The organism is Methylovirgula sp. 4M-Z18, from assembly GCF_037890675.1.
Classification (GTDB): domain Bacteria; phylum Pseudomonadota; class Alphaproteobacteria; order Rhizobiales; family Beijerinckiaceae; genus 4M-Z18.
The window spans coordinates 4,697,999-4,721,570 of sequence record NZ_CP149574.1 but is presented as its reverse complement, the minus strand read 5'-3'; the positions used below and the strand labels follow the sequence as shown (position 1 = coordinate 4,721,570).

At 61.8% G+C, this 23,572-nt stretch carries 24 protein-coding genes; 6 read left to right on the top strand and 18 right to left on the bottom strand.

Going from position 1 to position 23,572, the window contains the following annotated elements; translation table 11 throughout:
* Positions 1–23 precede the first annotated feature (23 nt).
* Positions 24–485 (bottom strand): Crp/Fnr family transcriptional regulator, encoded by a 462-nt coding sequence (locus V9T28_RS21860; protein ID WP_158554812.1) that lies wholly within the window; start codon positions 483–485, stop codon positions 24–26.
* A 220-nt stretch (positions 486–705) separates the two neighbouring features.
* Between V9T28_RS21860 and V9T28_RS21855 the strand changes: the two genes are divergently transcribed.
* Positions 706–2,361, top strand: a complete 1,656-nt coding sequence (locus tag V9T28_RS21855) for a Na/Pi cotransporter family protein (protein WP_158554811.1) — start codon at positions 706–708, stop codon at positions 2,359–2,361.
* A gap of 7 nt (positions 2,362–2,368) precedes the next feature.
* Here the strand turns inward: V9T28_RS21855 and V9T28_RS21850 are convergent, their stop codons facing one another.
* A complete protein-coding gene (locus V9T28_RS21850) occupies positions 2,369–3,085 on the bottom strand; it encodes a carbonic anhydrase (RefSeq protein WP_116401225.1) in 717 nt (238 codons plus the stop codon).
* Positions 3,086–3,129: 44 nt separating this feature from the next.
* Positions 3,130–3,528, bottom strand: coding sequence for a hypothetical protein (locus tag V9T28_RS21845; protein ID WP_116401224.1), 399 nt, complete (start codon positions 3,526–3,528; stop codon positions 3,130–3,132).
* Positions 3,529–3,658: 130 nt separating this feature from the next.
* On the opposite strand from V9T28_RS21845, the gene V9T28_RS21840 reads away from it, so the two are divergent.
* Positions 3,659–4,534, top strand: coding sequence for an HpcH/HpaI aldolase/citrate lyase family protein (locus V9T28_RS21840; RefSeq protein ID WP_116401223.1), 876 nt, complete (start codon positions 3,659–3,661; stop codon positions 4,532–4,534).
* A 219-nt stretch (positions 4,535–4,753) separates the two neighbouring features.
* On the opposite strand, the gene V9T28_RS21835 is transcribed toward V9T28_RS21840, so the two are convergent.
* The 3 genes from V9T28_RS21835 to V9T28_RS21825 form a co-directional block, all read right to left on the bottom strand.
* On the bottom strand, positions 4,754–5,344 hold the full coding sequence (locus V9T28_RS21835) for a helix-turn-helix domain-containing protein (protein WP_116401222.1): 591 nt from the start codon (positions 5,342–5,344) through the stop codon (positions 4,754–4,756).
* On the bottom strand, positions 5,341–5,652 hold the full coding sequence (locus V9T28_RS21830; RefSeq protein ID WP_116401221.1) for a hypothetical protein: 312 nt from the start codon (positions 5,650–5,652) through the stop codon (positions 5,341–5,343). Before V9T28_RS21830 ends, V9T28_RS21835 begins: the two co-directional genes overlap by 4 nt.
* 214 nt (positions 5,653–5,866) lie before the next feature.
* Positions 5,867–6,781, bottom strand: coding sequence for a LysR family transcriptional regulator (locus V9T28_RS21825; protein ID WP_116401220.1), 915 nt, complete (start codon positions 6,779–6,781; stop codon positions 5,867–5,869).
* A gap of 105 nt (positions 6,782–6,886) precedes the next feature.
* Here V9T28_RS21825 and V9T28_RS21820 point away from each other — a divergent pair, with 105 nt between their 5' ends.
* Positions 6,887–7,285, top strand: coding sequence for a DoxX family protein (locus V9T28_RS21820; protein WP_116401219.1), 399 nt, complete (start codon positions 6,887–6,889; stop codon positions 7,283–7,285).
* Between the two features lie 101 nt (positions 7,286–7,386).
* On the opposite strand, the gene V9T28_RS21815 is transcribed toward V9T28_RS21820, so the two are convergent.
* The 5 genes from V9T28_RS21815 to V9T28_RS21795 all read right to left on the bottom strand — a co-directional run bounded on the left by V9T28_RS21815 (position 7,387) and on the right by V9T28_RS21795 (position 12,124).
* On the bottom strand, positions 7,387–8,625 hold the full coding sequence (locus V9T28_RS21815; protein ID WP_116401218.1) for an RNA polymerase sigma factor: 1,239 nt from the start codon (positions 8,623–8,625) through the stop codon (positions 7,387–7,389).
* 37 nt (positions 8,626–8,662) lie between these two features.
* Positions 8,663–9,013 carry a YciI family protein gene (locus V9T28_RS21810; protein ID WP_116401217.1) on the bottom strand — a complete coding sequence of 117 codons (351 nt, stop codon included), beginning with the start codon at positions 9,011–9,013 and terminating at the stop codon, positions 8,663–8,665.
* A gap of 45 nt (positions 9,014–9,058) precedes the next feature.
* Complete coding sequence (gene aroG / locus V9T28_RS21805) at positions 9,059–10,159, bottom strand: 3-deoxy-7-phosphoheptulonate synthase AroG (RefSeq protein ID WP_116401216.1); 1,101 nt, start codon at positions 10,157–10,159, stop codon at positions 9,059–9,061.
* Between the two features lie 221 nt (positions 10,160–10,380).
* The gene (locus V9T28_RS21800; protein WP_116401215.1) at positions 10,381–10,650 is read right to left on the bottom strand and encodes a hypothetical protein; all 270 of its coding nucleotides are present in this window, start codon (positions 10,648–10,650) and stop codon (positions 10,381–10,383) included.
* 457 nt (positions 10,651–11,107) lie between these two features.
* The gene (locus tag V9T28_RS21795; RefSeq protein ID WP_210210415.1) at positions 11,108–12,124 is read right to left on the bottom strand and encodes an Lnb N-terminal periplasmic domain-containing protein; all 1,017 of its coding nucleotides are present in this window, start codon (positions 12,122–12,124) and stop codon (positions 11,108–11,110) included.
* A 341-nt stretch (positions 12,125–12,465) separates the two neighbouring features.
* Between V9T28_RS21795 and V9T28_RS21790 the strand changes: the two genes are divergently transcribed.
* Positions 12,466–13,188 (top strand): MgtC/SapB family protein, encoded by a 723-nt coding sequence (locus V9T28_RS21790; protein ID WP_116401213.1) that lies wholly within the window; start codon positions 12,466–12,468, stop codon positions 13,186–13,188.
* Positions 13,189–13,301: 113 nt separating this feature from the next.
* Here the strand turns inward: V9T28_RS21790 and V9T28_RS21785 are convergent, their stop codons facing one another.
* Positions 13,302–15,680: a heavy metal translocating P-type ATPase gene (locus V9T28_RS21785; RefSeq protein WP_116401212.1), complete on the bottom strand. Its 2,379-nt coding sequence runs from the start codon at positions 15,678–15,680 to the stop codon at positions 13,302–13,304.
* An 85-nt stretch (positions 15,681–15,765) separates the two neighbouring features.
* Here V9T28_RS21785 and V9T28_RS21780 point away from each other — a divergent pair, with 85 nt between their 5' ends.
* Positions 15,766–16,038 (top strand): metal-sensitive transcriptional regulator, encoded by a 273-nt coding sequence (locus V9T28_RS21780; protein ID WP_116401211.1) that lies wholly within the window; start codon positions 15,766–15,768, stop codon positions 16,036–16,038.
* Positions 16,039–16,062: 24 nt separating this feature from the next.
* Here V9T28_RS21780 and V9T28_RS21775 read toward each other — a convergent pair whose 3' ends face one another.
* The 3 genes from V9T28_RS21775 to V9T28_RS21765 all read right to left on the bottom strand — a co-directional run bounded on the left by V9T28_RS21775 (position 16,063) and on the right by V9T28_RS21765 (position 19,478).
* Positions 16,063–16,461: a GFA family protein gene (locus V9T28_RS21775; RefSeq protein WP_116401210.1), complete on the bottom strand. Its 399-nt coding sequence runs from the start codon at positions 16,459–16,461 to the stop codon at positions 16,063–16,065.
* Positions 16,462–16,635: 174 nt separating this feature from the next.
* Positions 16,636–17,826 carry an MFS transporter gene (locus tag V9T28_RS21770; RefSeq protein ID WP_116401209.1) on the bottom strand — a complete coding sequence of 397 codons (1,191 nt, stop codon included), beginning with the start codon at positions 17,824–17,826 and terminating at the stop codon, positions 16,636–16,638.
* A gap of 89 nt (positions 17,827–17,915) precedes the next feature.
* Positions 17,916–19,478 carry a trimethylamine methyltransferase family protein gene (locus V9T28_RS21765; RefSeq protein ID WP_245424119.1) on the bottom strand — a complete coding sequence of 521 codons (1,563 nt, stop codon included), beginning with the start codon at positions 19,476–19,478 and terminating at the stop codon, positions 17,916–17,918.
* 248 nt (positions 19,479–19,726) lie between these two features.
* Here V9T28_RS21765 and V9T28_RS21760 point away from each other — a divergent pair, with 248 nt between their 5' ends.
* Positions 19,727–20,944 (top strand): MFS transporter, encoded by a 1,218-nt coding sequence (locus V9T28_RS21760; RefSeq protein WP_116401207.1) that lies wholly within the window; start codon positions 19,727–19,729, stop codon positions 20,942–20,944.
* Here the strand turns inward: V9T28_RS21760 and V9T28_RS21755 are convergent.
* From V9T28_RS21755 to V9T28_RS21745, 3 genes are read right to left on the bottom strand one after another with little or no spacing between them, the layout of a single operon-like run.
* Positions 20,941–21,480, bottom strand: a complete 540-nt coding sequence (locus V9T28_RS21755; protein ID WP_147306448.1) for a hypothetical protein — start codon at positions 21,478–21,480, stop codon at positions 20,941–20,943. The genes V9T28_RS21760 and V9T28_RS21755 overlap by 4 nt on opposite strands.
* 21 nt (positions 21,481–21,501) lie before the next feature.
* Entirely contained in the window at positions 21,502–22,506 is a 1,005-nt protein-coding gene (locus V9T28_RS21750; protein ID WP_116401205.1) for a ketopantoate reductase family protein, read from the bottom strand.
* The gene (locus V9T28_RS21745) at positions 22,506–23,507 is read right to left on the bottom strand and encodes an ornithine cyclodeaminase family protein (protein ID WP_116401377.1); all 1,002 of its coding nucleotides are present in this window, start codon (positions 23,505–23,507) and stop codon (positions 22,506–22,508) included. The genes V9T28_RS21750 and V9T28_RS21745 overlap by 1 nt, the downstream gene beginning before the upstream one ends.
* Positions 23,508–23,572: the final 65 nt, after the last annotated feature.

Sequence of the window (23,572 nt, the reverse complement as noted above, 5' to 3'; positions counted from 1 at the left end):
CTAAAACAAAGGTTAGGCCAGGCCTAGACAAGTTGGTTGACGTGGCGGAGACGGCGGCTGAGCACGCGTCCCAGATCCATCAGCAATTTGGTGGCGATGCGCGGATGCCAGGCGACGAGCTGTTCGAAACGGTCCTGCTGCAATGCCAGGACCTCGACCTCGCCGCGGGCCAGAATATCCGCCGAGCGTGGGCCGCCGTCGAAAAACGCCATTTCGCCAAACACCGATCCCTCGCCGATCACGGCGAGATGCTGCACACCGGCCGTGGTCGTGGCGACGACGTCCACGTCGCCGGCGGCAATGATATAGAGGGTGCGGTCGCTGCTCCCCGCCTCAAGGATGAGCGTGCCCGGCGCAAAACGCCGCCGCTCCATCACTTTCAGCAATTCCGTCCATTCGGCATCGCTGAAATGCGACAAAATCGTATTGTCGTCGGTCAAGACGTTGGCGCGCGGATTGCTGTAGTTAAAGAGATCAAGGGCCAAGCCCGATACTCCCTCGAGCGCGTCTGCGGAAAGTCCGGCAAGATTACGGCAAGACTTAAGTTTTGCAAGCATGGCCATTTGGCCGATGTGGCCGCTTGTCGCTTTTGGAATGCTGCCGTTCGGATCGAGTTCAGTATGCGCGAATTATTGTCATAAAACTGTCATAAATTCGAGATGGCCATGCCTGCCCGTTATCATTTTGTTTCAGGGACTGCATTTTGTGAACGCTACTCAACTTCTGCTGCACATGATGGGCAGCGTCGCGCTGCTCTACTGGGGGATCCGCATGGTGCGCACCGGCGCCACGCGCGCGTTCGGCGCCGCCTTGCGACGGATGATTGCCGCTTGCAGCCGCAGCCGCGTGGCCGCGTTGACGACCGGCGCCACGATCACGGCGGTCATCCAATCGTCGATGGCCACGTCGCTGCTCACCTCGGCGCTCATCGGGCGCGGACAATTGTCGCTTAGCGTCGGCCTCGCCATCATGCTCGGCGCCAATGTCGGCACGACCTTGGCCGCACAGATCCTGTCCTTCGACGTCAAAGCGGTCTGGGCGGTGCTGGTTTTTGTCGGGGTCGCACTGCATACGGCGAGCGAGGCCGGCAAGCTCAAAGGCCTTGGCCGCATGGCGATCGGCCTCGGTCTGATCATGCTCGGCCTCACTCATATCGACCTTGCCGTGACGCCGCTGACCCAATCCGCCGCCTTTAAAATGGTGCTCGGCAGCATGTCCGGCGCGCCGGTCATCGCCGTTTTGGTCGCAGCGCTGATCACCTGGGCCGTGCATTCGAGCCTTAGCGTCGTGCTGATCGTGATGGCGCTTGCCGCGGCCGGCGCGCTGCCGATACCGGCAGCGCTCGCCCTGGTGCTCGGCGCCAATCTCGGCGGTGCCTTCACCCCTTATGTCGAACAATCGGCCGCGGCCCCCGCCGTGCGGCGGTTGCCGCTGGGCAATCTGATCGTCCGCCTCGTGGTCGCCCTGCCGCTCCTGGCGGTGCTCGGGCCGGTTGCCGGCGGGCTCGGCCTGATGGAATCCGCACCGGCTCGTGTCGTGATCAATTTCCACACCGCCTACAATGTGCTTGCCGCGATCCTCGCGCTGCCGTTCTGCGATGCCTTGGCCAATCTGTGCAGCCGTCTTTTGCCCGATCCGCCGCAGCAGGCGGAAACCGTCGGGCCGCGCTATCTCGATGAGAACGTGCTCGACCAACCGCCCGTAGCTTTGGCCGATGCGCTGCGCGAGGTGCTGCATGTCGGCGACAAGATCGAGGTGATGTTGCGCAACGCCATTCTGGTCCTGGAAAACGACGACCAGAAGCTGATGAAACAGGTCGCGTCGGCCGACGACGAGGTCGACACATTATACGAAGCGATCAAGCATTATCTCATGCAGATCTCGCGCAGCGAATTGTCGGAGGACGAGGCGCAGCGCTATGTCGATATTCTCGCTTTCGCGACCAATCTCGAACATATGGGCGATATTATCGACAAGAATCTGATGGAGCTCGCGGCCAAGAAGATCAAGAATCAGCTGAGCTTTTCCGCCGAGGGAATCGCCGATATCCGGCGCGTTCATGCCCATGTCGTGTCGAACTTGCGTCTGGCGCTCAACATCTTCACGACCGGCAACATCACGCTCGCCCGCCGGCTAATCGCCGAAAAGGTGGCGCTGCGCGATATCGAGCGGGTCGCCGCGGACAAGCATTTCGCGCGTCTGCGCGAGGGCCGGATCGAAACGGTGCAGACAAGTTCGATCCATCTCGACGTCTTACGCGATTTGAAGCGGATCAACAGCCACATCACTTCGGTCGCCTATCAGATTCTCGATGCCGCGGGCGAGCTCCAGGGGTCGCGGTTGAAGGGCGATCTGGAATAACGCCGCTTTAGAATCTCGGCTGCGCGGTAACGGCTGCATGCTGTTCTTCGGCAATAGGCACGAACGTGCCGTGCCCTTCGTCGAGCGCGAGCAGCTTGCCGGTCGCCACGCCGAAATAGGCGCCGTGCAAATGCAGAATGCCGCGATCTTCGAGATTTTTCACCCACGGGAACGTGCGCAGATTGACGAGACTCTGCTTGATCGATTCCTTTGCCAGCTTTTCGACATAGTCGGGCAGAGGTTGGGTCGGCGGGCCGATCCGTTCCGCCGCCGGCGCGATCAGCCGCATCCAGCCGCCAATGAAATCCCCCGGCGACAAGGGCCGCTTATACGGATCGGCTTCGCCCTCCGCATAGGCCTTCACGCCCCCGCACTGCGCATGGCCGAGCACCACCACATGCTCGACCCGAAGGCCCATGACGGCGAATTCGAGAGCCGAGGAGGTGCCGTGATAATCGTCGTTCGGCCGGTAAGGCGGCACAAGATTGGCGACATTGCGCAGCACGAAAATCTCACCCGGACCGGCATCGAAAATTACCTCCGGCGACACGCGGCTGTCGCAGCAGCCGATCAGAAGAATGCGCGGGCTTTGCCCGACGGTTGCAAGCTCCTCGTAGCGCTTCTGCTCGTTGGCAAGGCGCGTGCCCAAAAACGCCTGATAGCCTTCGATCAGCCGCTCGGGGAAAGCACTGGCATGGGCGCGCGGTTCATTATCGTTGCTCATCGGCAGTCCTTGCGCTTTCGCTCAGATGATGTCAGGGCCGCCGGTCAGAGCGGGTCGGTCTGGCTGTTCTTGTTCGCCGGTGTATCGGGCGACAGGTCGAACGGGACCGTCGCGGTCACGTTCAAAGTCATCGGCAGTGCACCATAGATCGGGCCGGCCGGCATGGAGTTGATATTGATAAGACCGGAAGGGCGGCAGCCGGTGTGAAAGGCGGCAACGATATTGTCGCATTCCTTATTGATCGCGGCATAGATCGTTTTCCGCGCCGCCGCCGTCATTTCCAGCACCTGATCCGGCGGCGTGTTCGGCGGGATGATTACCGGAACCGTGAAGGTGACTTGGACACGCGGCAGCGCCTTGCTCGGCGGCACGACGACCTGGGCATGGGCCGCACTTGCAGCGACGAGCGGCAGGACAGCCAGGACGATCTTGGACAGACGCATAACCACCTCGCATCACGGACGACCCCGTCCTCTATAGCCTGCACGGGCGGGCGAGGCAAAGGCGGCCCGTCGGATTGCTTTACAGCTCTTGGCGGCTAAGGTGGGCCGTGTCGATTTTAGGGAGTCCCATATGATCCGCCCGCGCCGCTCTGCCCTCTACATGCCCGGCTCCAACGCCCGGGCGCTGGAGAAGGCACGGACGCTGGCAGCGGATGCCCTGATTTTGGACCTCGAGGACGCCGTCGCCCCCGACGCCAAGGTGCTGGCGCGCGATCAGGTCTGCGCCGCCGTACGGGCCGGCGGCTACGGACCGCGCGAGGTGGTGATCCGCATCAACGGCCTTACCACCGAATGGGGCAAAGCGGATCTCGAAGCGGCCGCCGCCGCCCGGCCTGATGCGGTGTTGATCCCCAAAGTCTCGAACGCCCCGCAGGTGCAGGAGGCCGATGCGCTGCTGAAGGCGCAAGGCGCATCCGCGGTCGGCCTGTGGGCGATGATGGAAACGCCGCTCGCTATGTTGCAGGCCGCCGAAATCGCCGCCGCGGGCCAGACGACGGCGCTCAGCGTGTTCGTGATGGGGACCAATGACCTCGCCAAGGAGACGCGCGCCCGCCTCGTGCCTGGCCGCGCCGGCATGCTGCCCTGGCTGATGACCTGCGTCGCCGCCGCCCGCGCGCATGGCGTCGAGATTCTCGACGGGGTGTGGAACAATTTTGCCGACGAAGCCGGTTTTCGCGCCGAATGCGAACAGGGCCGGGACCTCGGCATGGACGGCAAGACGCTGATTCACCCCAACCAGCTTAGCATCTGCAACGAGGTCTTCGCTCCCGGAACCGCAGAGGTCGCCTGGGCGCGCAAAATCGTGGGCGCTTTCGACCTGCCCGAAAACGCCAACAAGGGGGCTCTGCAGCTCGACGGCAAAATGGTGGAGCGCCTGCATGCGGATATGGCGCGGCACACGCTTGCGGTGGCTGACGCGATCGCGGCCCGCGTGGTTGCTGGCTAAGACATCAAAAGCGGGCAATATTCGGACAATATATTGATATTTTTTATATTTATTTAGTCTCTTAAAATTGCCCGGATGTTGTCCATCTGAGGTACCGGCCGTCTGGAAGGGCAAAAGGGATGGCGAGGTCCGAGGTTCATGGAGTACCGCATAATTTTACACTAATGAAAAGCCCGCGCCGGGAGAGCGCGGGCTTGACTGGACGAATCGGCATTCCGGTTAGGCTGCTTCCGGCTCTCCATCCCAAGTACCATCATCGATTTCATTTCCGCCCGCATCTTTGAGTGGTCGCGACCGGTGGAAATGCAGTTCAAGGCACTCGTTCACATCGAAGACCGAAACCGGTTTAATAACGTCGAACAGCCGATCCAAAGCATCTTCCAATTTAGCCTTCGCATCACACGCCTTTATTTTGTAAAGTTTCATCGCCGTCTTCAGAACAAAAATCCGAAGTAGTTTTTCAGTAGATGGCGCTAGCACTTGAGTACTGCTCTCGCATCTTGACAGATGCTCCACGGATAGTTCGATCTTGCTTGCTAGCTCCTTTTGCTTCAGCGATACGGCTTTCCTGAGAAATTTTATATCAGGGCCGAAGAGTTTGCGTGGGTGCAAAATCCTTGCGATGACGACTGCTCGAAGCAATCCGTCAAGATCAGGAATCCTGTAACTGACGGGTTCGCGTGTCGTCTTATCAACGGTCACCTTGACTGAGTTGTGCAAGACAACCTTAAACGGTGCTTTGAGATCAATCGCTTCGAACTGATCGACAACACGGGTCAACCCCATAGCCCCATGCTCGACTACGTTCATTTCCTGCTCCTCTTCACTTTCACGACTTGTAATAATTCCACCTCATATTCCGACGACACAACCGCGACTCTTATCCCCACAGATATGTCTTCGACTGTTGTTCCTAGAACATCCCAAAGGCCGCGCCGTCCAATCATATCGCTGCGAACGACACGACCCGTTCGCAGCACATGATTGACATCGACGAGATCTATTCCCTGCCGTCGCATCTGCGCCGAAACGGTGGTGTTGACCACCAACTCATAAACGCCCGTCTCTACCCATTCGTTGATGTAGGTTGTTTCGAGGTCGTGGCGCGCTGCGGCCATGTGTCATTAGTCCCGGTTGAATGCCAGTGTGGTGTCGATAGTCGTTATGGACAAAACTTGATATAATGTCAAGTTTTTTCAGATCGTCTTTTGCTCTTCGTGCCAGGGACCTTGGCAGTTGGGTCCTAGCCGATGATTGGTCAATGGGGTGGAGCCTTCACGCCGGGTTGTTACCCGGCGCACGGACGACTCTCCGAACCAAGGCAATCACCGGTCAATCGGCCGGCGCCATGAGGCGCGCGACTTCCCGCTCCACGTTGGCGACGACCGAATCGACGAAAACCTGGACCGCACGCGAAACCTGCCGGTTGGTCGGGTAAACGACGTTCATCGCCAAATCGACCCGGCTGTACTGCGGCAGCACGCGCATCAGGTGGCCGGCGGCAAGGTCGGACGCCACAAACATGCCGGGGAGCAGTGCGATGCCGAGGCCTGCAAGCGCCGCCTTGCCCAGCACTTGTATGGTGTTCGCTGCGAAACGGCCCATGACTTCGATCGTCTCTTCGCCGTTCAGGCCTTGCACGCGCCAAGTGGTGGCACCGTGCGACTGCTCCACGACAAGACAATCGTGCTGCGCGAGATCGGCAAGTGCGCGCGGTGTGCCGTGTTTGGCGAGATAGTCGGGGCTAGCGACGAAAATGGCAGGCGCCGCAAGCACCCGCCGCGCCACATAATCGGCGTCTCGCGCCTGGCCGCCACGCAAAGCCACATCGATTCGCTGGGCGATGAGATCGGCGAACGCGTCCTCCAGCAAAAACTCCAGTTTTATGAGTGGGTATTTTGCTTGGAACTCGGCGATCCAGTGCATTTTGTACACGTCGAAGAAGCTGGCTGACGCGGCGACGCGCAACAGACCGCTCGGCACCTGGCTGCCGGCCATCAGGTCCATGCTGGCCTGTTCCAGATTGTCGACCGCCGCCGCGCAGCGCGCGTGAAAGGAGCGGCCGGCATCGGTCAGGGTCAGCTTGCGCGTCGAGCGCTGCATCAGCCGTGCGCCGAGCCGCATTTCGAGATCCTGGATGCGGCGGCTGACCGTATTGGCTGGAATGCCGAGTTGCCGGCCGGCTTCCGAGAAGCTGCCCCAGCGGACGACTTGGACGAACAAGCCGATATCGTTCAGGTCGGTCATGATCTTATTCGTTCACATCATGGATAAATGTGTTCCAAAATATCCATATAGTCAATCAATCGAGCCACGTTAAATAGATGCGAGGCGCAACAACGGAATCTCGTCATGAACAACGTCTTCCTTCTCATTGGCCGGATCTTGCTGTCCGTGCTGTTCATCGTCAGCGGCGCGGGAAAATTCGGTGCGTTCGCGGGGCCGCTTTCCGGCATGCTTGGGAATTTAGGGCTACCGGCACCGCTCCTTCTGACCTATCTGATCGCGCTGTGCGAAGTGGTCGGCGGCATTGCCGTGGCCATCGGCTATCAGACCCGGATCGTCGGCATTCTGCTGGCTGTTTGGTGCGTTCTGACCGGCGTGGTGGTGCATGGCGGCGATCCGGTCGAACTCATGAAAAACATCGGCCTGGCCGGTGGATTCCTCGTGCTCGCCGCGACCTCGCCGGGATCGATTGCCTATTACGGGACTTGGCCGGAGCGCCGCGATCTCTCGACGTCCACACCGTGATCTAAAACATCTTCCAGAAAAGTTGTTCGACTTTTCGATTAAGAAAATACAATAAAACAAGATGTTAGAGAATTTTCCGATTCTGAAAGAACGAAAATTCTCTAGACCCGTAGTCGCATGCGCGCGCCGCGGAGAAAATCGCGCACGGCCGGGTCTGGTTCGAGTTCGATCGCCTTGGCATAAGCGGTATCGGCTTCGAAAAACGCGCCGGTCGCCGCAAGCAGGCGAGCGCGCGCCGCCCAATAAGATTGGTAATCGGCAAGGCGCGGATCGTCATGGATGGCGTCCAGCGCCAGCAGAGCGGCGGCAGGGCCTTCGATCTCGCTCAAGGCGACGGCGCGGTTCAGCACCAGCACCGGCGAGTCCGAAAGCTGGATTAGCGCGTCATAGAGCGTCAAAATAGCCGACCAATCGGTTTTGCCCGAGAGGCGCCGCGCCGCATGCGCCGATTGTACCGCCGCCTCCAATTGATAGCGCCCAATGCGGCCGAGCCGGCTCGCGCGGAGCAGTGTTGCCTCGGCCTCCGCGATCATGTCCGCGCGCCAGAGGCGCACATCCTGTTCGGCGAGGGGCACATAGGCGCCGCTCCCATCACGCCGGGCGTTCCGCCGCGCCTCGGCATGCAGCATCAGCGCCAGCAGGCCGAGTGCTTCCGGCTCGTCGGGCATGAGGTCTCCCACGAGGCGAGCCAGCCAGATGCCCTCTTGCGCCAAATCGTGCCGCCGGCCGGCGCCGCCCGGCTCCGGCCAGCCTTCGGCATAGACGGCATAAATCGCGTCGAGCACTGTCGCCAGCCGGCCCGGCAACTCCTCCGCGTCCGGAACCCGGAACGGGATGCCAGCCTGACGGATCTTGGTCTTGGCGCGTACCAGGCGCTGGCTCATCGTGGCCGGCGCGACCATGAAGGCAGCGGAGATCATGGCCGCATCGAAGCCGAGCACGGCCTGCAAAATGAGGGGCGCGCGCACCTGCGCATCGAGCGCGGGATGGGCGCACGCGAACATCAGGGCGAGCCGGTGGTCGGGAATGTGGCGCTCGTCGTCCGCCATGGCGCTCGTTTCCTGCGCGAGGAGAAGAAGATAGGGTTCCTGGGCGGCGGCGCTCGCTTTGCGGCGCGCCATGTCAATCATGCGCCGCTGCGCCACACGCATCAGCCACGCTTCCGGATTGGCGGGGATGACGTCGCGGGGCCAGGATTCGAGCGCAGCGGCGAAGGCCTCCGACAAGGCATCTTCCGCCGCCGCGACATCGTGATCGCGCGCCGCGAGGAGCGCGATCAGCTTGCCGTAGGACCGCCGCGCGACGGCCTCGGCCTCAAGACATGCGTCGGGCTGGTGCATGCTGCCTCAGAAGCGTGGCCTGTCGGCGAGGGTACGTTCAGTAGACCGGCCAGATCGGGCGTACTTCCATCGTGCCGTATTTCGCGCCGGGACATTTGCTGGCCCAGGACAGTGCCGCGTCCAGATCCGGCACGTCGATCAGATAATAACCGCCGAGCTGCTCCTTGGTTTCGGCATAAGGACCGTTGAGCACGCTCGCCGTGCCGTTCGGCGCCCGCACGACGGTACCGGTCGACGTCGGGCGCAGGCGGTTGCCGCCCACCCATACGCCGGCCTTTTGCAGCGCCTCGGTATAGGCGGCGTAAGCCGCCGTTATTTCCGCCACCGCCTCCGGCGGGTTCGCCAGCATCTTGGACTCGTCGCCGTAGATCATCAGCAAATGTTGCATTTGTCTCTCCTGTTACGAGCGTGAGGGCCGGATGCCATCATGCTCTCAAACAGGTGACGTTTGAAGAACGGGCATTTCGACAGCGGCGCGATTTTTTTCGCGCCGGATCGCGACGGCCTGCGCCAAGCGCTCCAGCACCGAGACCGACGTGTCCCAATCGATGCAGCCGTCCGTGATGCTCTGGCCGTAGACGAGCGGCTTGCCGGGCATGAGATCCTGCCGTCCCGCGACAAGATTGCTCTCGACCATGACGCCAGTGATGCGCGCATCGCCCGCCTCGATCTGCCGCGCCACGTCGGCGATGACGAGCGGTTGGTTTTCCGGCTTTTTCGAACTGTTGGCATGGCTCGCATCGATCATAACCTGCGGCCGCAGATTAGCCTTGGCGAGTTCGGTGCAGGCGGCATCCACATGGGTGGCACTGTAATTGGGCGTATGGCCGCCGCGCAGGATGATGTGGCAATCTTCATTGCCGCTGGTCGCCGCAATGCCGACATGGCCGTGCTTGGTCACAGCCATGAAATGGTGCGGCTGCGAGGCGGCACGGATGGCGTCGATGGCGATGCGCACGTTGCCGTCGGTGCCGTTCTTGAACCCGACCGGGCAGGAGAGGCCGGAGGCGAGTTCGCGGTGCACCTGGCTCTCGGTGGTGCGCGCCCCGATGGCACCCCAACCGACAAGGTCGGCGATATATTGCGGCGTAATCATATCAAGGAATTCGCAGCCGGCCGGCAGGCCGAGCTCGTTGATGTCGCGCAAAAGGCGGCGTGCGATGCGCAGGCCCTTGTCGATCGCGAAGGTCTCGTCGAGATCGGGATCGTTGATCAGCCCCTTCCACCCCACCGTGGTGCGCGGCTTCTCGAAATAGACCCGCATGACGATTTCAAGCTCGTTGCCCAACCGGTCGCGCTGCGCCCGCAGGCGATGGGCATAGTCCATCGCGGCCTTGGGATCGTGGATCGAACAGGGGCCGATCACGACGATCAGGCGGTCGTCCTCGCCATGCAGAATGCGGTGCACGGCGCGGCGGGCGTCTGCCACCGTACCGCTCGCCGCATCGGTGCGGGCGATTTCGCGCATGATGGCGTCGGGCGGGCTGAGCTCGTGAATGTCGCGGATGCGAAGGTCGTCGGTTGAGATAGGCACGGGGCAGGTCCTTGGCGTTGAGCGGGACCGGCGGCATAAAAAAACCGCCGGAACCGGCGGTTGGTGGGTTTAACGTTTGATCCGTTTCAGATCGTGCGCCATCCTCCCTCCGCCAGCGGCTTGGGATAAGCATAAAACCAGAAAAAGGTGCTGGCGGCGGTGTGGATCATCACGCCTATCTAGCGCAAAGCGGCTGGCTTGTCACCCCTCCGCCGGCTAAATCAATCGCGATGGCCCGGGACCGTTCCGATCCCGGCCTGGGCCAGGATATGTTCGGACTGCGAGGGCAGGATCGCCTTTGCGTCCGGCCGATGATCCGGATGGGCGCCGTCGCCCGCGGCAATATGCGGCTCCTCTTGCGATTTCTCGAAAGCCGTTTCCAAGCTGCGGATGCGGTGGCCGAGTTCGTCGAGCTTGCGCTCGATCAGGTCCTGGCTCGCCTTGAAACTCTTGAAATGTTCGAGCAGCAAGCTTTCGAGTTCGGGATTCATGCGCGATCCTGCGGGCTGAGTTATCCAATGAAAGCAAGCTATATAGGTCGGCGTGGCGGCCAACAAGGAGATAGCGATGGCTCGCGCCGGCAAATCGCAGGCTTCCGCGCAATCGGGCTTTGGCCTTTTTCACTGGCGCTTCTTGCATTTCAGACCGAGCCACGGTCGCTCGTATACGTATAAGCGTTCACATATTGACCGTTTTCGCCTTGAAGCCTAGGATTACTCATCCCGCTGCTATTTCAATGGCGGGAGATCGTGAGGTCAGCGATGTTTCATGCGATCGAACTCAGTTTAGCAATTGTTGCCGGATGCAATTTTTTGGCACTGGCCTGGTACATGAACCGCGCGGTGCGTGTCACGAAGTGATAATCCTTTCGCCGGGAATGTGTCTCCCGGGCCCTTCTGCGTAAGGACCGGCCGGGTTGCCGGTCTTCTTTATGCAAGGCACAAAATCTCAGTTTTGGGGAATGCCGGGTACGCCGGCACGGATGGCGCGGGAAAATTCCGCCGACGGCAAAGAATCCGCCGCTTGGCCGCGTTGCGAGAACTTCGCTTTCTCCAGCAGAATATCGAACGGCAGCGATTGATCGAGCGCCTGATGGTCGTAGGCGTAATTGGGGAAGTAACCACTGAACAAGACGCGCCAATCGAGGGGAATGCCCGTTTCGACCATACGCGTCACGTCGAACACCACGGTCGTGCAATTGGTGGTGAGCGTATTGTACCAGCGCGGATGTATGGCGAGCTTATTGGCCTCATCGACATAGTGGAGCAACACGGCACGGGCGATGGCCACCGGCAGCATGACCCGATAGATGCGCAAGTCTTCTTTGCGGACGTTGGTGCGCAGGCGCAGGAAGTCCCGCTCGTCGCCGGCGAGAATGACCAGCTCGCTTTGTTTGAAGAAGCCGGCGACGACGGAGAAGCTTTGCCCTTCGTGCTTGCGCACTTCGGTCGACCAGACGAGATATTGCCCGTCGGAGAACCCATAACTCACCAGGATATGGGCGATCGCCTCGCCCATCCAATAGTCAGCGATGAGATCGACCGACTGCAACTTGGAAAGATCGTAGCGGCGTGTCTCCCAATGGGGCGTGAAGTCGGTCTCGCTGCGCCAATCGAAATTGCGCAGGTTGGTGAGGGTGAGACTATCACCCTCCAGGTCCCCGTGCAGATTGCGCGCGACATCCGGCGTCCAATCGCGGGCGTTGGACGGCACGATTGTTCCCCACCACAGCAGCAGCAGCGCCATGCCGAGCGCATAGGCCAAGGCCGCGCGCAAGCGCCAGCCACGCCAATAGCTGACGAGCAGGACGAGGCAGAAAATCGGCCATAGCAGCGCGGCAATGCCGTTTGCGTAGGGGCGCGGCTCAAGACAATACCAGAGCGCCAGGGCGCCCCAGACCGCACTGGCGAGGAGGACGAGCACCGCCACACCCGTCATCAGGGCCGAGGCAAACGCAAGTGTCATACGGGAGAAATTGGCAGCCACGCCGAAGCCTAACGTGGAAATATCCGCGATGCTAGAGCATGCGGACTTTGAGATGAAAGCACAGCGATGATGTCCGGGAGACCCACTGCGACTTAAAGGACCGCGACCGTCCCGGTCGCACTGCAATCTTCTGTGTTGCGGCCCCATGCGACCGGGACGGTCGCGGTCCTGTGCGATGCCGCCAAAAAACAACACGCTCTAAGCGGGTTTCCGCGAGGGCTCCGCTCTCGGCGACATTCCGATGGACTGTGACAAAGAAGCGGGCTACGGCCAGCCGGTCCCTGCCCGCTTCATGTCATCCCGATTGCCGAGTGACGCCGATGAGAATTGCCGACACGTTCAACTTGGTCGATTTCGCCAACACGACCGTCTGTCTGCTCGCGGCCTTGGCACTCGGCACGTTGATCGGCGCGGAGCGGCAATACCGGCAGCGTTCGGCGGGTTTGCGGACGAATGTCCTCGTCGCCCTGGGTGCGGCGGCCTTCGTCGATCTGGCCGTCCGAATGGCCGGTGTCGACGGCGGCGTGCGGGTGCTCGCCTATGTGGTCTCGGGCATCGGCTTCCTCGGTGCCGGCGCCATCATGAAGGAAGGTTTCAACGTTCGCGGTCTCAACACCGCCGCGACATTGTGGTGCTCGGCCGCAGTCGGCGGGTGCGCCGGATCGGGCTACCTCGCCGAGGCCGCCCTGCTCACGGTTCTCATCATCTCCGGCAACACATTGCTGCGTCCGCTCGTCAATGCGATCAACCGCATTCCGTTCGACGAACGCGCGACCGAGGCCAATTACGAAGTGCGCCTCACGGTCGCGGCCGACTCGGTCGCGCAAGTGCGAGAATCTTTGGTGGACCATCTCGAGCGCGCTCACTACCCGGTCGCCTCGGTCGAAACGGAAGATCCATCCGAGAACGATCAGACGGTGGAGGTCGTTGCCTCGCTCGTCAGCACCTCGATCAATCCGGAAGAGCTCGACGCCGTGCTCAACCATCTTGAGAAGGTACACGGCATTTCCCACGCGACGTGGGAGATGCATGTCAAGAATTGAGCCGAGCTGACTGCGATCTTATCGGACCGCGAACCCTTGTGTTCGCGGTTCGGCACACACACTTCCCGGTATGCTTCCTGATAAAAGCAGCATGGTCTCAATTAGGCCGATGGCTAGCGCTGCGCGCGCAGTCGCAGCGCATTGCCGATCACGGAGACGGAGCTAAAGCTCATGGCGAGCGCGGCGATCATCGGCGAGAGCAGGTGGCCGGTGAAGGGATAGAGAATTCCGGCGGCGATCGGGATGCCGAGCGCATTGTAGACGAGGGCGAAGGCGAGATTCTGGCGCATATTGCCGACCGTCTGCTGCGACAGAACGCGCGCGGCGAGAATGCCGCGCAAGTCACCCTTGACCAGCGTGACATGGCCGTTGTTCATCGCGACATCGGTGCCGGTGCCCATGGCAATGCCGATATCCGCGCGCGCCAGCGCCGGCGCATCGTTGATGCCATCGCCCGCCATCGCCACTCTATGCCCCTGCCCTTGCAGCTTGGCGACAAGGGCGAGCTTGTCGGCCGGCTTGACCTCGCCGATCACATCGTCCAGGCCGAGCTTGGCAGCGACAGCGCGAGCCGTCGTGAAGCTGTCGCCTGTCGCCATGATCAGGCGCAGGCCGGCTGCCCGCAAGGCGTGCACCGCCTCAGGCGTCGAGGCCTTGATCGGATCGGACACGGCGATGAGGCCGGCCAATTTTCCGTCGACGGCAACATGCATGACGCTCGCGCCCTGCTGGCGCAAGGTCTCGGCTGTGTCGCGCAGCGGCGCCACATCTACCTGCACCTGTTCCATCAAGGTCGCATTGCCGATCAGCACATGCCGGCCACGCACCGACCCTTTCGCCCCGATGCCGGTCAGGCTCTCGAAAGCCGCGGGCTGATCGAGCGTCAGATTGCGCTGCCGCGCTTCTGCGATAATGGCTTGCGCGAGCGGATGTTCGGCGGCCTGGTCAAGACTCGCGGCCAATTGCAGCACCTCTTCCGCCGCAAATCCGTTGGCCGGTGCGACGGTTTCAAAACGCGGCTTGCCTTCGGTGAGCGTTCCGGTCTTGTCGACGACCAGCGTATCGATGGTGCGCATCGTTTCGATTGCGGCGGCATCCCGGAAAAGAATGCCCGAATGCGCACCCTTTCCCATCGCCACCATGATCGACATGGGCGTCGCGAGGCCGAGCGCGCAGGGGCAGGCGATGATGAGCACCGACAACGCGTTGATCAGCCCGTAGACCCAGCTCGGTTCCGGCCCGAACCAGCCCCAGAGGAAAAACGCGGCGATGGCGACGGCGACCACGGCGAGGACGAACCGTCCCGCGATTGCATCGGCCATCCGCTGCATCGGCGCGCGCGAGCGCTGCGCCTGCGCCACCATCTGCACGATCTGCGCCAGCATGGTTTGCGCGCCGACTTTTTCCGCGCGGATGATCAAGCTGCCCGTCGTGTTCAGCGTGGCGCCGATCACGCGGTCGCCCGACTGTTTGGTCACGGGCAGCGGCTCGCCGGTCAGCATGGATTCGTCGACAGCGCTGGCGCCGTCGAGAACGAGGCCGTCGACAGGCACTTTTTCACCCGGGCGAATACGCAGGCGATCGCCTTCGAGCACGTCGTCGAGCAGCACGTCCGCCTCGGTGCCATCGTCATGCAGGCGCCGTGCGGTTTTCGGCGCAAGCTGCAAGAGCGCACGGATCGCGGCCGAGGTTTGCGCGCGGGCGCGCAATTCCAGCACCTGGCCCAGCAACGTGAGCGAAACGATCACGGCGGCGGCTTCGAAATAGACGGCGACGCGGCCGTCGACGACGAAGGCAGCCGGAAACCATTGCGGCACAAGTGTCGCCGCGACGCTGTAGCCGTAGGCGATCGCCACACCAAGGCCAATCAAGGTCCACATATTCGGGCTGCGATTGGCGAGTGACTGAACGAGACGGACGAAGAACGGCCAGCCGCCCCATAAAACCACCGGCGTCGCCAAAGCGAGCTCGATCCAAGATTGGGCTTGCGGCGTCACCAGGCCGATCCGATCCCCCGCCATCGCCAAGATGAAGACGGCGGCGCTGAGCGGCAGGCACCACCAGAACCGGCGCTTGAAATCGTCGAGTTCGCTCGTGTCCTCAGCCTCCGCCGTCGGCATGAGCGGCTCGAGCGCCATGCCGCAGAGCGGGCAGGTTCCGGGGCCGACCTGCTCGATTTCCGGGTGCATGGGGCAGGTGTAGATCGTACCGGCCGGCTGTTCCGCCACGGGCTTTGCCGCCGCTGGTTGGAGATAACGGACAGGATCTGCCTCGAATTTGGCTTTGCAGCCGGCACTGCAGAAATAAAAGGTTTCCCCTGCATGGCTCGTTTTGTGCTTCGTCTGGGCCGGGTCGACCTGCATGCCGCAGATCGGGTCCTTCACAGTGTCCGCCGATGGCGTTTGACCATGTTGATGACCGTGCTGGCTGCAGCAAGAGCCGCCGTGATGCGCGCCATGGTGATGAACGTGGTGAGCCGAGGCTTCGGACATGGTCGATTCCTGGAGGAGCAATCTTTATACTGGATAGGGGTATATCACGGCTTGGCTTATATACCCACATGGGGTATATAGCAACATGCAGATGAAAACCAAGGCCGCATGCGCCAAACGCTTGAACCGGATCGAAGGGCAGGTGCGGGGAATTTCCCGCATGGTCGAGAAGGACCGGTATTGCATCGACATCATGACGCAAATCGCCGCCGTGCGCGCCGCGCTGAAACGGGTCGAATCCGAAGTGCTTAAAGACCATCTCTCGCATTGCGTGGCGCAAGCGATGACGTCGGACGACGCGGCCGACCGGCACGGCAAGATCGCCGAACTCGTGGAACTGCTCGAGCGGTCGAAATAAGGATCGGCGGCGAAACGCGCCGCCCTAATCCGCCGCCAGTTGTTTGACGCCCTCGTCAATCTCGTAATAATCGCCTTTGTCGGCGCAGAAAATATGCATCGCGACCGAAACGCCGAGCGGCCCGTCGAAGGTACCGCCGGTGATGCTGATGCGGCGCTCGCCAGTCGGTTGCCAGAAGAGATTCGAACCGCAGATCCGGCAGAAGCCGCGCTGTGCCAGCGGCGAGGCGCTGTACCAGCTCAAGCCGTCATCCTTGGTGATGACGAAGCGGTCGTGCGGCACCGAGGTCATGGCGGCGAAATGACCGCTCTGCTTGCGGCACTGGGTACAATGGCAGGCGATAACATTGCGCAACTCGCCCTCCGCCTCGTAACGCACCGCGCCACAGAGACAGCCGCCGTGATGGATGGTGCGAGGGGTCATCGGAATCCCTTTCGAACATTGGCAAGGATGCTAGAGCATTTTGCGTTCTTTCAGAATCGCAAAATTGCTCTACTTCTTTGTTTTGTCGCATTTTCTTAATCGAAAAGTCGTGCAACTTTTCTGGAAAATGCTCTCAAGAACAGCGGGTCGAATCTTGGCCAAACCCAACATTCACTATCCTTCGATGGCGGGTTGCGGCGCCGGGCTCTGCGTCGCGGGCGCTTTCACTATGCCGAGCGCGAACATGATCAGCAAGGCGGCCGCGAAAAGGCCGGTGAGGAAGATGAATGCGGCGGCGAAGGAATAGCGCGCCGACAATTCGCCGATGATGAAGGGCGCCGGCAGCCGCGGCACGGCGGAGACCATGGCGACGAAAGACAAGGTCGCGGCCGCGGGCAGGGAGGAGCGGGCGACCGCCAGGGCGAAGCCGCAGGGGACGATCGCCCCGGTGCCGAAGCCGATCAGCGCAAAGCCCAGAACGCTGGCCGCAAAACCGAGATCGCAAGCGACGACGCCGAACCCGACCAGCGCGATCACAAAGGATGCGACGATCAGCACGTAGTCGCTGACCATTGTGCGCAACCGGTCGGCGAGAAGGCGGATGGCCACCTGGAACGCCGCGAAGAATGCCGTTCCCGCGCCGGCGAGGGCGGCGAGACCAGGCGCCTGCACTTCGAGAAACTTCGCCGACCAGGTCGCCGCCGCCATTTCTCCGGTGATCGAAATGCCGATCGCGAGACCGAGCAGGCTGAGCGCAAGGCCTGGCCGGCCAATTCCCGCGCGGGCGGCGGCGGAGGAATGTTCCAGGCCGCGTTCGGGGATGCTGCGCCACACGACCATCGTGCCATAGGCGAACAGAATGAGTGCGATGGCTGCGACGGCGCCCAAACCAACTTCAACCGCCAGCAAACTGCCAAGCAGCGCCGGCAGGCAAATGCCGAAGGAGGCCATGCCATGCAGGCCGGCAAGGACCGGGCGGCGCATGTCCGCCTCCACCTTCGTGCCTTCGGCATTCATCGTGCTGTCGACCAGTCCGCCGGTCAGGCCGAACGCGACAAGCAGGACGCAACAGATCAACGAACTCGGCGACATGACGAGGGCGGGGACAACCAGGCCGAGCAACGGCACGCCGACGCACAGTATCCGCCGCAACGAAAAGTGCCGGGACAGGCGGCCGACGCTCGACATCGCCGCGATATAGGCCACGGCATAGAGGGTCAACGCCTGGCCATAGAGCGCGGGTGTGAGATGGGCTTGCCGCAGCACGCTTGGGATGGCACCCGCCCAAAGGCCCGAGCCCGAACCGAAAATGGCGAACACGATCTGCACCGCGCGGTGCGGCGAAACGGAAAAGGATGACAGCATATGCCCTTATAGCTTTTCCCGCACGATTCGCTCGTGCGGGAAAAGCTCATGGCTGCAATGTCGCCGTGGCGCGCGAATGGACCGCTCAGCTAGAAATCCGTCGCGACGCCGCCTTCGGCCTTGCGCTTGGCGACGAACGCTTCCAGCTCCTCGCGGATCGCCGGGTCGAGCGGGGGCGGCGTATAGTGTTCCAGCTTCTGCTTGTAGAGCGCGTTGGTGCGGTCGTAGGCGTCCGGGCTGCCGGCCTCGCGCCAGGTCTCGTAATTGCGCCAGTCCGAGACCATCGGCGCGAAGAAGGCGTTGCGGTAGCGCGCCTGGGTATGCGGGCTGTCGAGATAATGGCGCGGTACGCCCGGTGCGCGGGAAGCAACTTCACGTATCGCGTCGAGCGCAAGCTCGTCCTGGTTCACGACGGTCGGGCGCAGGAAGTCGGCGACCATGCCGAGGAGGTCGGCATCGAGCACCATCTTTTCGAACGACGCGTGCAGGCCGCCCTCCATCCAGCCGGCGCCATGCATCAGCAAATTGACGCCACCCATGATCGCGCCCCAGAGCGAGAACACGCTCTCATAGGCAGCCTGCGCGTCGAGCGTATTGGCGGCGTTGGTGTTGGACGAGCGATAGGGCAGGTTATAGCGGCGGGCAAGCTGACCGCCCATCAGGGCCGATTTCATATATTCCGGCGTGCCGAAGGCCGGGGCGCCGGACTTCATGTCGACATTCGAGGTGAAGCCGCCGTAGACGAAGGGCGCGCCGGGCCGCACGATTTGCGAGAAGACGAGGCCGGCGAGCGCTTCGGCATTTTGCTGCGCCACCGCGCCGACCACCGTCACCGGCGCCATCGCGCCGGCAAGCGTGAAGGGGGTGAGCACCACGGGCTGGTTGCGCCGCGACATCTGGATGATGCCCTCCAGCATCGGATTGTCGAGCTTCAGTGGCGACGACGAGTTGATGATGGTGAACACCGACGGTTCGCGATCGAGGGTGTCGTGATCGATGCCGCGGCCGATACGCACCAGTTCCAGCGCGTCGAGGTTGCGGTCCTTGCCGAGGCTATAGGCATGCAATGCCTTGTCCGACAAGATGAGCATGTCGAAGATCGCATCGAGGTGGCGGATCGAGGCATGGATGTCCGCCGGCTCGACCGGATAGCCGCCCCACAGATGCACCGCTTCGAGCGATTGGCCGAGGCGGATGAAGTTCTGGTAGTCTTTGTGGTTGCCGGGCCGGCGGCCGCCGTCGCGATCGGCGGAATTGGGCGCGCTCGCCACCGAGCAAAAGGCGACATGATCGCCGCCGATCTGCAGGTTGCGCGCCGGGTTGCGCGCATGCAGCGTGAATTCTTTCGGCGCCTTGCCGAGATAGTCGTCGACCATGCCGCGCGGAAAACGCACGCAGTCGGAATTCGCGTCGACCTCGGCGCCGGCCTGCTTGAGCATGGCCTTGGCGTCCTCGTGCAGGAAATCCATGCCGAGTTCGGCAAGGATGGTGATCGAGGTTTCGTGAATGGCTTCGAGTTCGTCGTCGGAGACCACGGCGACCGGCTGGAAGGAGCGGCGCGGCTGCGGCTTGATCTCCGCCGGGCCGCTGGCGCGTGCGGCCCCGCGGTCGCGTCCCCGGCGCCCGGAGCGTCCTTCGGACTGCTGTTCCATGATCGACCTCTTACCCTTCATCGCTTGGGAGTTCGACTGCAAACTTAAAGCCGCGCAGAGGAGCCGCCAAGGCGATTTGCCACGCCGATTTTCTGCGCTCCCATCGAATTTCTATTGGCTTGCCAGGCCGTATCAAAAAATTGCTTGGCAGGCCCGCGCTGCATCATCTTGCAGCCTTGCACGCGGACACGCATTGTCAAAAACCAATGCGCGCCGAATCGGTGGCATGAAAAGCAAGTGCCACCGAGATGAAGTTCCTGCGCCCCTATATTCCGCTGCTCCTTGCCAGCCTGCTCCTTTTTGTCGGCAACGGCACGCTCTCCACCGCAATCCCCTTGCGCGGCAAATTCGAGAATTTCAGCGATCAAGTCATCGGCCTCATCGGATCGGGCTATTATGCCGGCATGCTGGTCGGCAGCATTCTCCTGCCCTGGCTGGTGACGCGGTTCGGCGCCGTGCTCGCCTTCAGCATCTGCGCCGCCGTGGGGGCGCTCGCCGGCATTCTCGTGCCCGTCTGGGCGGATCCGCCGTTCTGGTTTTTGCTGCGCTTTGCCATCGGCATTTCCCTGACCGGCGTCTATGTGATCATCGAGGGTTGGCTCAACGGCCGGGCAACGGCGCGCGACCGCGGCCTGCTCCTCGGCTTTTACAGCGTCGTGCAATATTGCTCCTGGGCGCTCGGCAACCAGGTGATCAAAGTCTCGGTGCCGCAGGCCTGGACGCTTTTCATCATTGCCGCCGCCGCCATTGCGCTCGCAGGCATTCCGCTCTGGTTCATGCGCGAACCCCCGCCTGAGCAGGACGTATCGCAAGCCTCGTCCCATCCACTTGCCCCCGTCATTCAAGCGGCGAAATCCCTCACATGGTTTTGGCGCGTGTCGCCCGTCGGCTTCGTCGGCGCGCTGTTGATCGGCACGTTGAACGGGCCGATGTGGGCGCTCACGCCGGTCTATGCGCGCGAGGTCGGGATGCAGACGAATGAGATCAGCAATCTGATGTCGGCGCTGATGTTCGGCTCCGCCGCCATGCAAGTCCCGGCGGGCTTCCTGTCCGACCGTTTCGACCGGCGCAGCGTGCTCGTGGTGCTCTGCGCGCTCTCGGCCGCGCTCGAGCTCGTCTTTTTCTTTTATGGCGCATCCTTGCCGGTGCTGACGATCTACGCGCTCGGCTTCGTGCTCGGCGGCTTCATGGCAACGCCCTATTATGTCGTCTCCGCCCATTCGGTCGACCGCGCCGGGGAAAGCCGGGCGGTGGATGTCATGGCAGTTCTGGTGCTGCTCTACGGCATCGGTGCGGTGGCCGGGCCGAATATCGCGCCGCAAATGATGGCCTGGCTCGGACCGTCCGGCGTCTTCCTGTTCGAAGCGTTGCTACATATCGCCATCATCGGCTTCACCCTATGGCAAATGAGCCGCCGCACCGCGCCGATCCCGCAAGAATCGCAGCCGGTGCCGCCGCCGATTTAACGATAGGGTATCCACCCAGGAGGAGGGTAAGTTCCGGATGGAGCGAATGCAAAGTCGGTCAGTGACCAGCCGGCATCATCTTTCATAAACGTATACCGAAAGAAAACATGCCGCAGATTTATTTTGTCTAATGGTAGCGGAAAATCCATGTGATATATTTTTACGACCACCGACGATCCGTATTCAACGTCTTGCAGCTCGTCCACAATATTTGGACTTCCATAAGCAGTTATACTTCTCAACTTAGTCGATAGATCTTGCCATTGAAGGGTTTCCCCAAGTCGCGAACCCTGAGTTAATCTTTTAAAAAGATCGTTTGTAGCGTCGTCGATTCTCCCCTCAGAGATGTATTTGTTGATTTCTTTCGCGACCATATCTGGATTAGATCTCAGATTTGGTTCAATCTTATTTTCTTTTTTTGTTTCAATCTTCTCGATGTCATCCATCACGGTTTGTGAAATGGCTATTTTTGGCAGACCGAAAAAGAGCGCGAAGCATAGGATCATTGACCTCCGCATATTACGACCCACCACCATATTGTTACTCCCAAGATTTGTTCACAAAAGCGACTTATGAATCGTTTTGCCCGCGGGAGCCAAGCTGCGTTCGGCGGCGAGCGCGCCGATGGCGTCGATCATGGGCGTCTTGACGCCGACGAGCTCGGCTAATTCGCCGACGGCCCCCGAAAGGGCGCCGAGTTCGAGCGGCCGGCCGGCTTCGAAATCCTGAAGCATCGACGTTTTGAAATCGAGCATCGATGGCGGCATGTTCAGGCGCGCCTCGATATCGACCGTGCCCTTGAGGCCAAGCGGGCCGGCGACCGCCACCGTTTCTGCGATCATCGCGACGAGGATCCGCCGCAAGGGCGGATGGTCGAGCATGCGGCCGATCGTGGCGCCGGCGACGACCGAGAGCGGGTTGAAGGAAATGTTGCCGAACAATTTGCGCCAGACCGCATCGCGGATCGCATCGCTTGCCTGCGCCTCGAATCCCGCGCGGCTCAGCACGGCGACGACTTTTGTCAGCCGTTCGCTGATGCCGCCCGACGGCTCGCCCAAGACTAATGTCTTGCGGCCGTTCCATGTCACATGGGCCGCATCGACGCGCTCGGCTCCCACATAAACGACGCCGCCCAGGATCTGAGCCGGCGGCACCGTCTTGACGAGCCGTTCGTCGGGGTCGACCGACCGGACGGTGCGGCAATCATGCGCGCCACCGTATCCTTGAAAAAACCACCACGGAATGCCGTTGAGCAGCGGCACGACGATCGTGTCCGGTCCGATCAACGGCAACACCGAGGGAAGGCCGCCGGGCCAATCGTGCGCCTTGAAGCCGACGAGCACCAGATCCTGCGGCCCAAGGCTTGCCGGCGCGTCGGTGACGGCCATGCGCACCGTTTCGTCATTGCCGGCGCCGCCGAGCGTCAAGCCGTCGCGCTGCAATAGTGCGGCGCTGGCGCTACGCGCGACGATGCTGGGATTGAACCCGGCGCGGGCGAGATGCCACGCGACGACGGCGCCGACCGAGCCGGCGCCGACAACGGCAATTTTGCGTATCTCCATCAGCCGAACCTCAATCTTTGCCCGATGCCCAACGCCTCGCCCTTCTTCAGCATGGCATGGCCGAGCGCGATATCCGACAGCGACAGGCCGCGATGCCAGAACAAAATCGTCTCGTCATCGCTCTCACGCCCCGGTTTCAACCCCGCGACGACCTGGCCGATCTCGGCATGATAGCGTCCCTCGTGCAAGATCCCGGCATCGAAATGCGGGCGCAGCGCGCCGAAACGTCCAGCCCGCGCCTGGCCGAAATCGTCCATGAGGAACTTATCGGCAAGATCGGCCAGCGACAATTCGACCGCGCTCATCGTGCCGTAGGGCATCACAAGCGCGCCTTTCTTGATCCATTCGGTTTTCAGCAGAGGCTCCGGCTTGGTCAGGCGCGAGGCCTCCACCACAATGTCGGCGCCGCGCACGCAACTCTCCCAGTCGTCGGTGACGACGATGCGCTTGCCGAGGTCCTTTTCGAGCCGTGCCGCGAAAGCATCGCGGCTTTCGGGGCGACGCGAATGGACGCGGATCTCTTCGAAGTGGAAGAGCTTATCCAGCAGCCGCACGTTCCAATAGGCGGTGCCGCGCGCGCCGATATGGCCGAGCACCTTGGAATTCTTCCGCGCCAGATATTTGGCACCGATCGCCGTGACCGCGCCGGTGCGCATATCGGTAATGGCAGACGCGTCGATGATGGCGCGCGGCACACCCTTGAAGCGGTCGAACAGCATGAGGATCGCGAGTTCGGACGGCAGGTTGTATTTGTAATTGTCGTAAAAGTCCGAGACGACCTTGACGCCGGCCGCGTCGACCTCGCCGCCGAGCGAGCCGCGCAGCACGTTGAAATGGCCATGCACGACGCCGGGTTCGAGATGCATGCGCGGCTCGATGACCGCTTCGCCCCGCCCTTGCGTGGCGAGCTGATCCTCGATCGCCGCCAACACTTCGTCGTCGGTGATCCTCAGCGCCTCGACGTCGAAGCGGTTCATATAGGTCAGATAGAGTGGCGGCATGACGGCATATTCGTCCATGGCAAAGTCCTTCAATGGGCAGGGAAGATGATGCGAGCTTAGCCAGG

What these genes read in the sequence shown, in the direction of transcription:
- V9T28_RS21770 (WP_116401209.1), bottom strand. Translation starts at nt 17,826, where the DNA reads ATGCTGTCATCCTTTTCCGTTTCGCCGCACCGCGCGGTGCAGATCGTG.
- V9T28_RS21750 (WP_116401205.1), bottom strand. Translation starts at nt 22,506, where the DNA reads ATGGAGATACGCAAAATTGCCGTTGTCGGCGCCGGCTCGGTCGGCGCC.
- V9T28_RS21765 (WP_245424119.1), bottom strand. Translation starts at nt 19,478, where the DNA reads ATGGAACAGCAGTCCGAAGGACGCTCCGGGCGCCGGGGACGCGACCGC.
- V9T28_RS21790 (WP_116401213.1), top strand. Translation starts at nt 12,466, where the DNA reads ATGAGAATTGCCGACACGTTCAACTTGGTCGATTTCGCCAACACGACC.
- V9T28_RS21850 (WP_116401225.1), bottom strand. Translation starts at nt 3,085, where the DNA reads ATGAGCAACGATAATGAACCGCGCGCCCATGCCAGTGCTTTCCCCGAG.
- V9T28_RS21775 (WP_116401210.1), bottom strand. Translation starts at nt 16,461, where the DNA reads ATGACCCCTCGCACCATCCATCACGGCGGCTGTCTCTGTGGCGCGGTG.
- V9T28_RS21820 (WP_116401219.1), top strand. Translation starts at nt 6,887, where the DNA reads ATGAACAACGTCTTCCTTCTCATTGGCCGGATCTTGCTGTCCGTGCTG.
- V9T28_RS21800 (WP_116401215.1), bottom strand. Translation starts at nt 10,650, where the DNA reads ATGAATCCCGAACTCGAAAGCTTGCTGCTCGAACATTTCAAGAGTTTC.
- V9T28_RS21760 (WP_116401207.1), top strand. Translation starts at nt 19,727, where the DNA reads ATGAAGTTCCTGCGCCCCTATATTCCGCTGCTCCTTGCCAGCCTGCTC.
- V9T28_RS21795 (WP_210210415.1), bottom strand. Translation starts at nt 12,124, where the DNA reads ATGACACTTGCGTTTGCCTCGGCCCTGATGACGGGTGTGGCGGTGCTC.
- V9T28_RS21745 (WP_116401377.1), bottom strand. Translation starts at nt 23,507, where the DNA reads ATGCCGCCACTCTATCTGACCTATATGAACCGCTTCGACGTCGAGGCG.
- V9T28_RS21835 (WP_116401222.1), bottom strand. Translation starts at nt 5,344, where the DNA reads ATGAACGTAGTCGAGCATGGGGCTATGGGGTTGACCCGTGTTGTCGAT.
- V9T28_RS21815 (WP_116401218.1), bottom strand. Translation starts at nt 8,625, where the DNA reads ATGCACCAGCCCGACGCATGTCTTGAGGCCGAGGCCGTCGCGCGGCGG.
- V9T28_RS21840 (WP_116401223.1), top strand. Translation starts at nt 3,659, where the DNA reads ATGATCCGCCCGCGCCGCTCTGCCCTCTACATGCCCGGCTCCAACGCC.
- V9T28_RS21825 (WP_116401220.1), bottom strand. Translation starts at nt 6,781, where the DNA reads ATGACCGACCTGAACGATATCGGCTTGTTCGTCCAAGTCGTCCGCTGG.
- V9T28_RS21830 (WP_116401221.1), bottom strand. Translation starts at nt 5,652, where the DNA reads ATGGCCGCAGCGCGCCACGACCTCGAAACAACCTACATCAACGAATGG.
- V9T28_RS21780 (WP_116401211.1), top strand. Translation starts at nt 15,766, where the DNA reads ATGCAGATGAAAACCAAGGCCGCATGCGCCAAACGCTTGAACCGGATC.
- V9T28_RS21845 (WP_116401224.1), bottom strand. Translation starts at nt 3,528, where the DNA reads ATGCGTCTGTCCAAGATCGTCCTGGCTGTCCTGCCGCTCGTCGCTGCA.
- V9T28_RS21810 (WP_116401217.1), bottom strand. Translation starts at nt 9,013, where the DNA reads ATGCAACATTTGCTGATGATCTACGGCGACGAGTCCAAGATGCTGGCG.
- V9T28_RS21785 (WP_116401212.1), bottom strand. Translation starts at nt 15,680, where the DNA reads ATGTCCGAAGCCTCGGCTCACCACGTTCATCACCATGGCGCGCATCAC.
- V9T28_RS21755 (WP_147306448.1), bottom strand. Translation starts at nt 21,480, where the DNA reads ATGGTGGTGGGTCGTAATATGCGGAGGTCAATGATCCTATGCTTCGCG.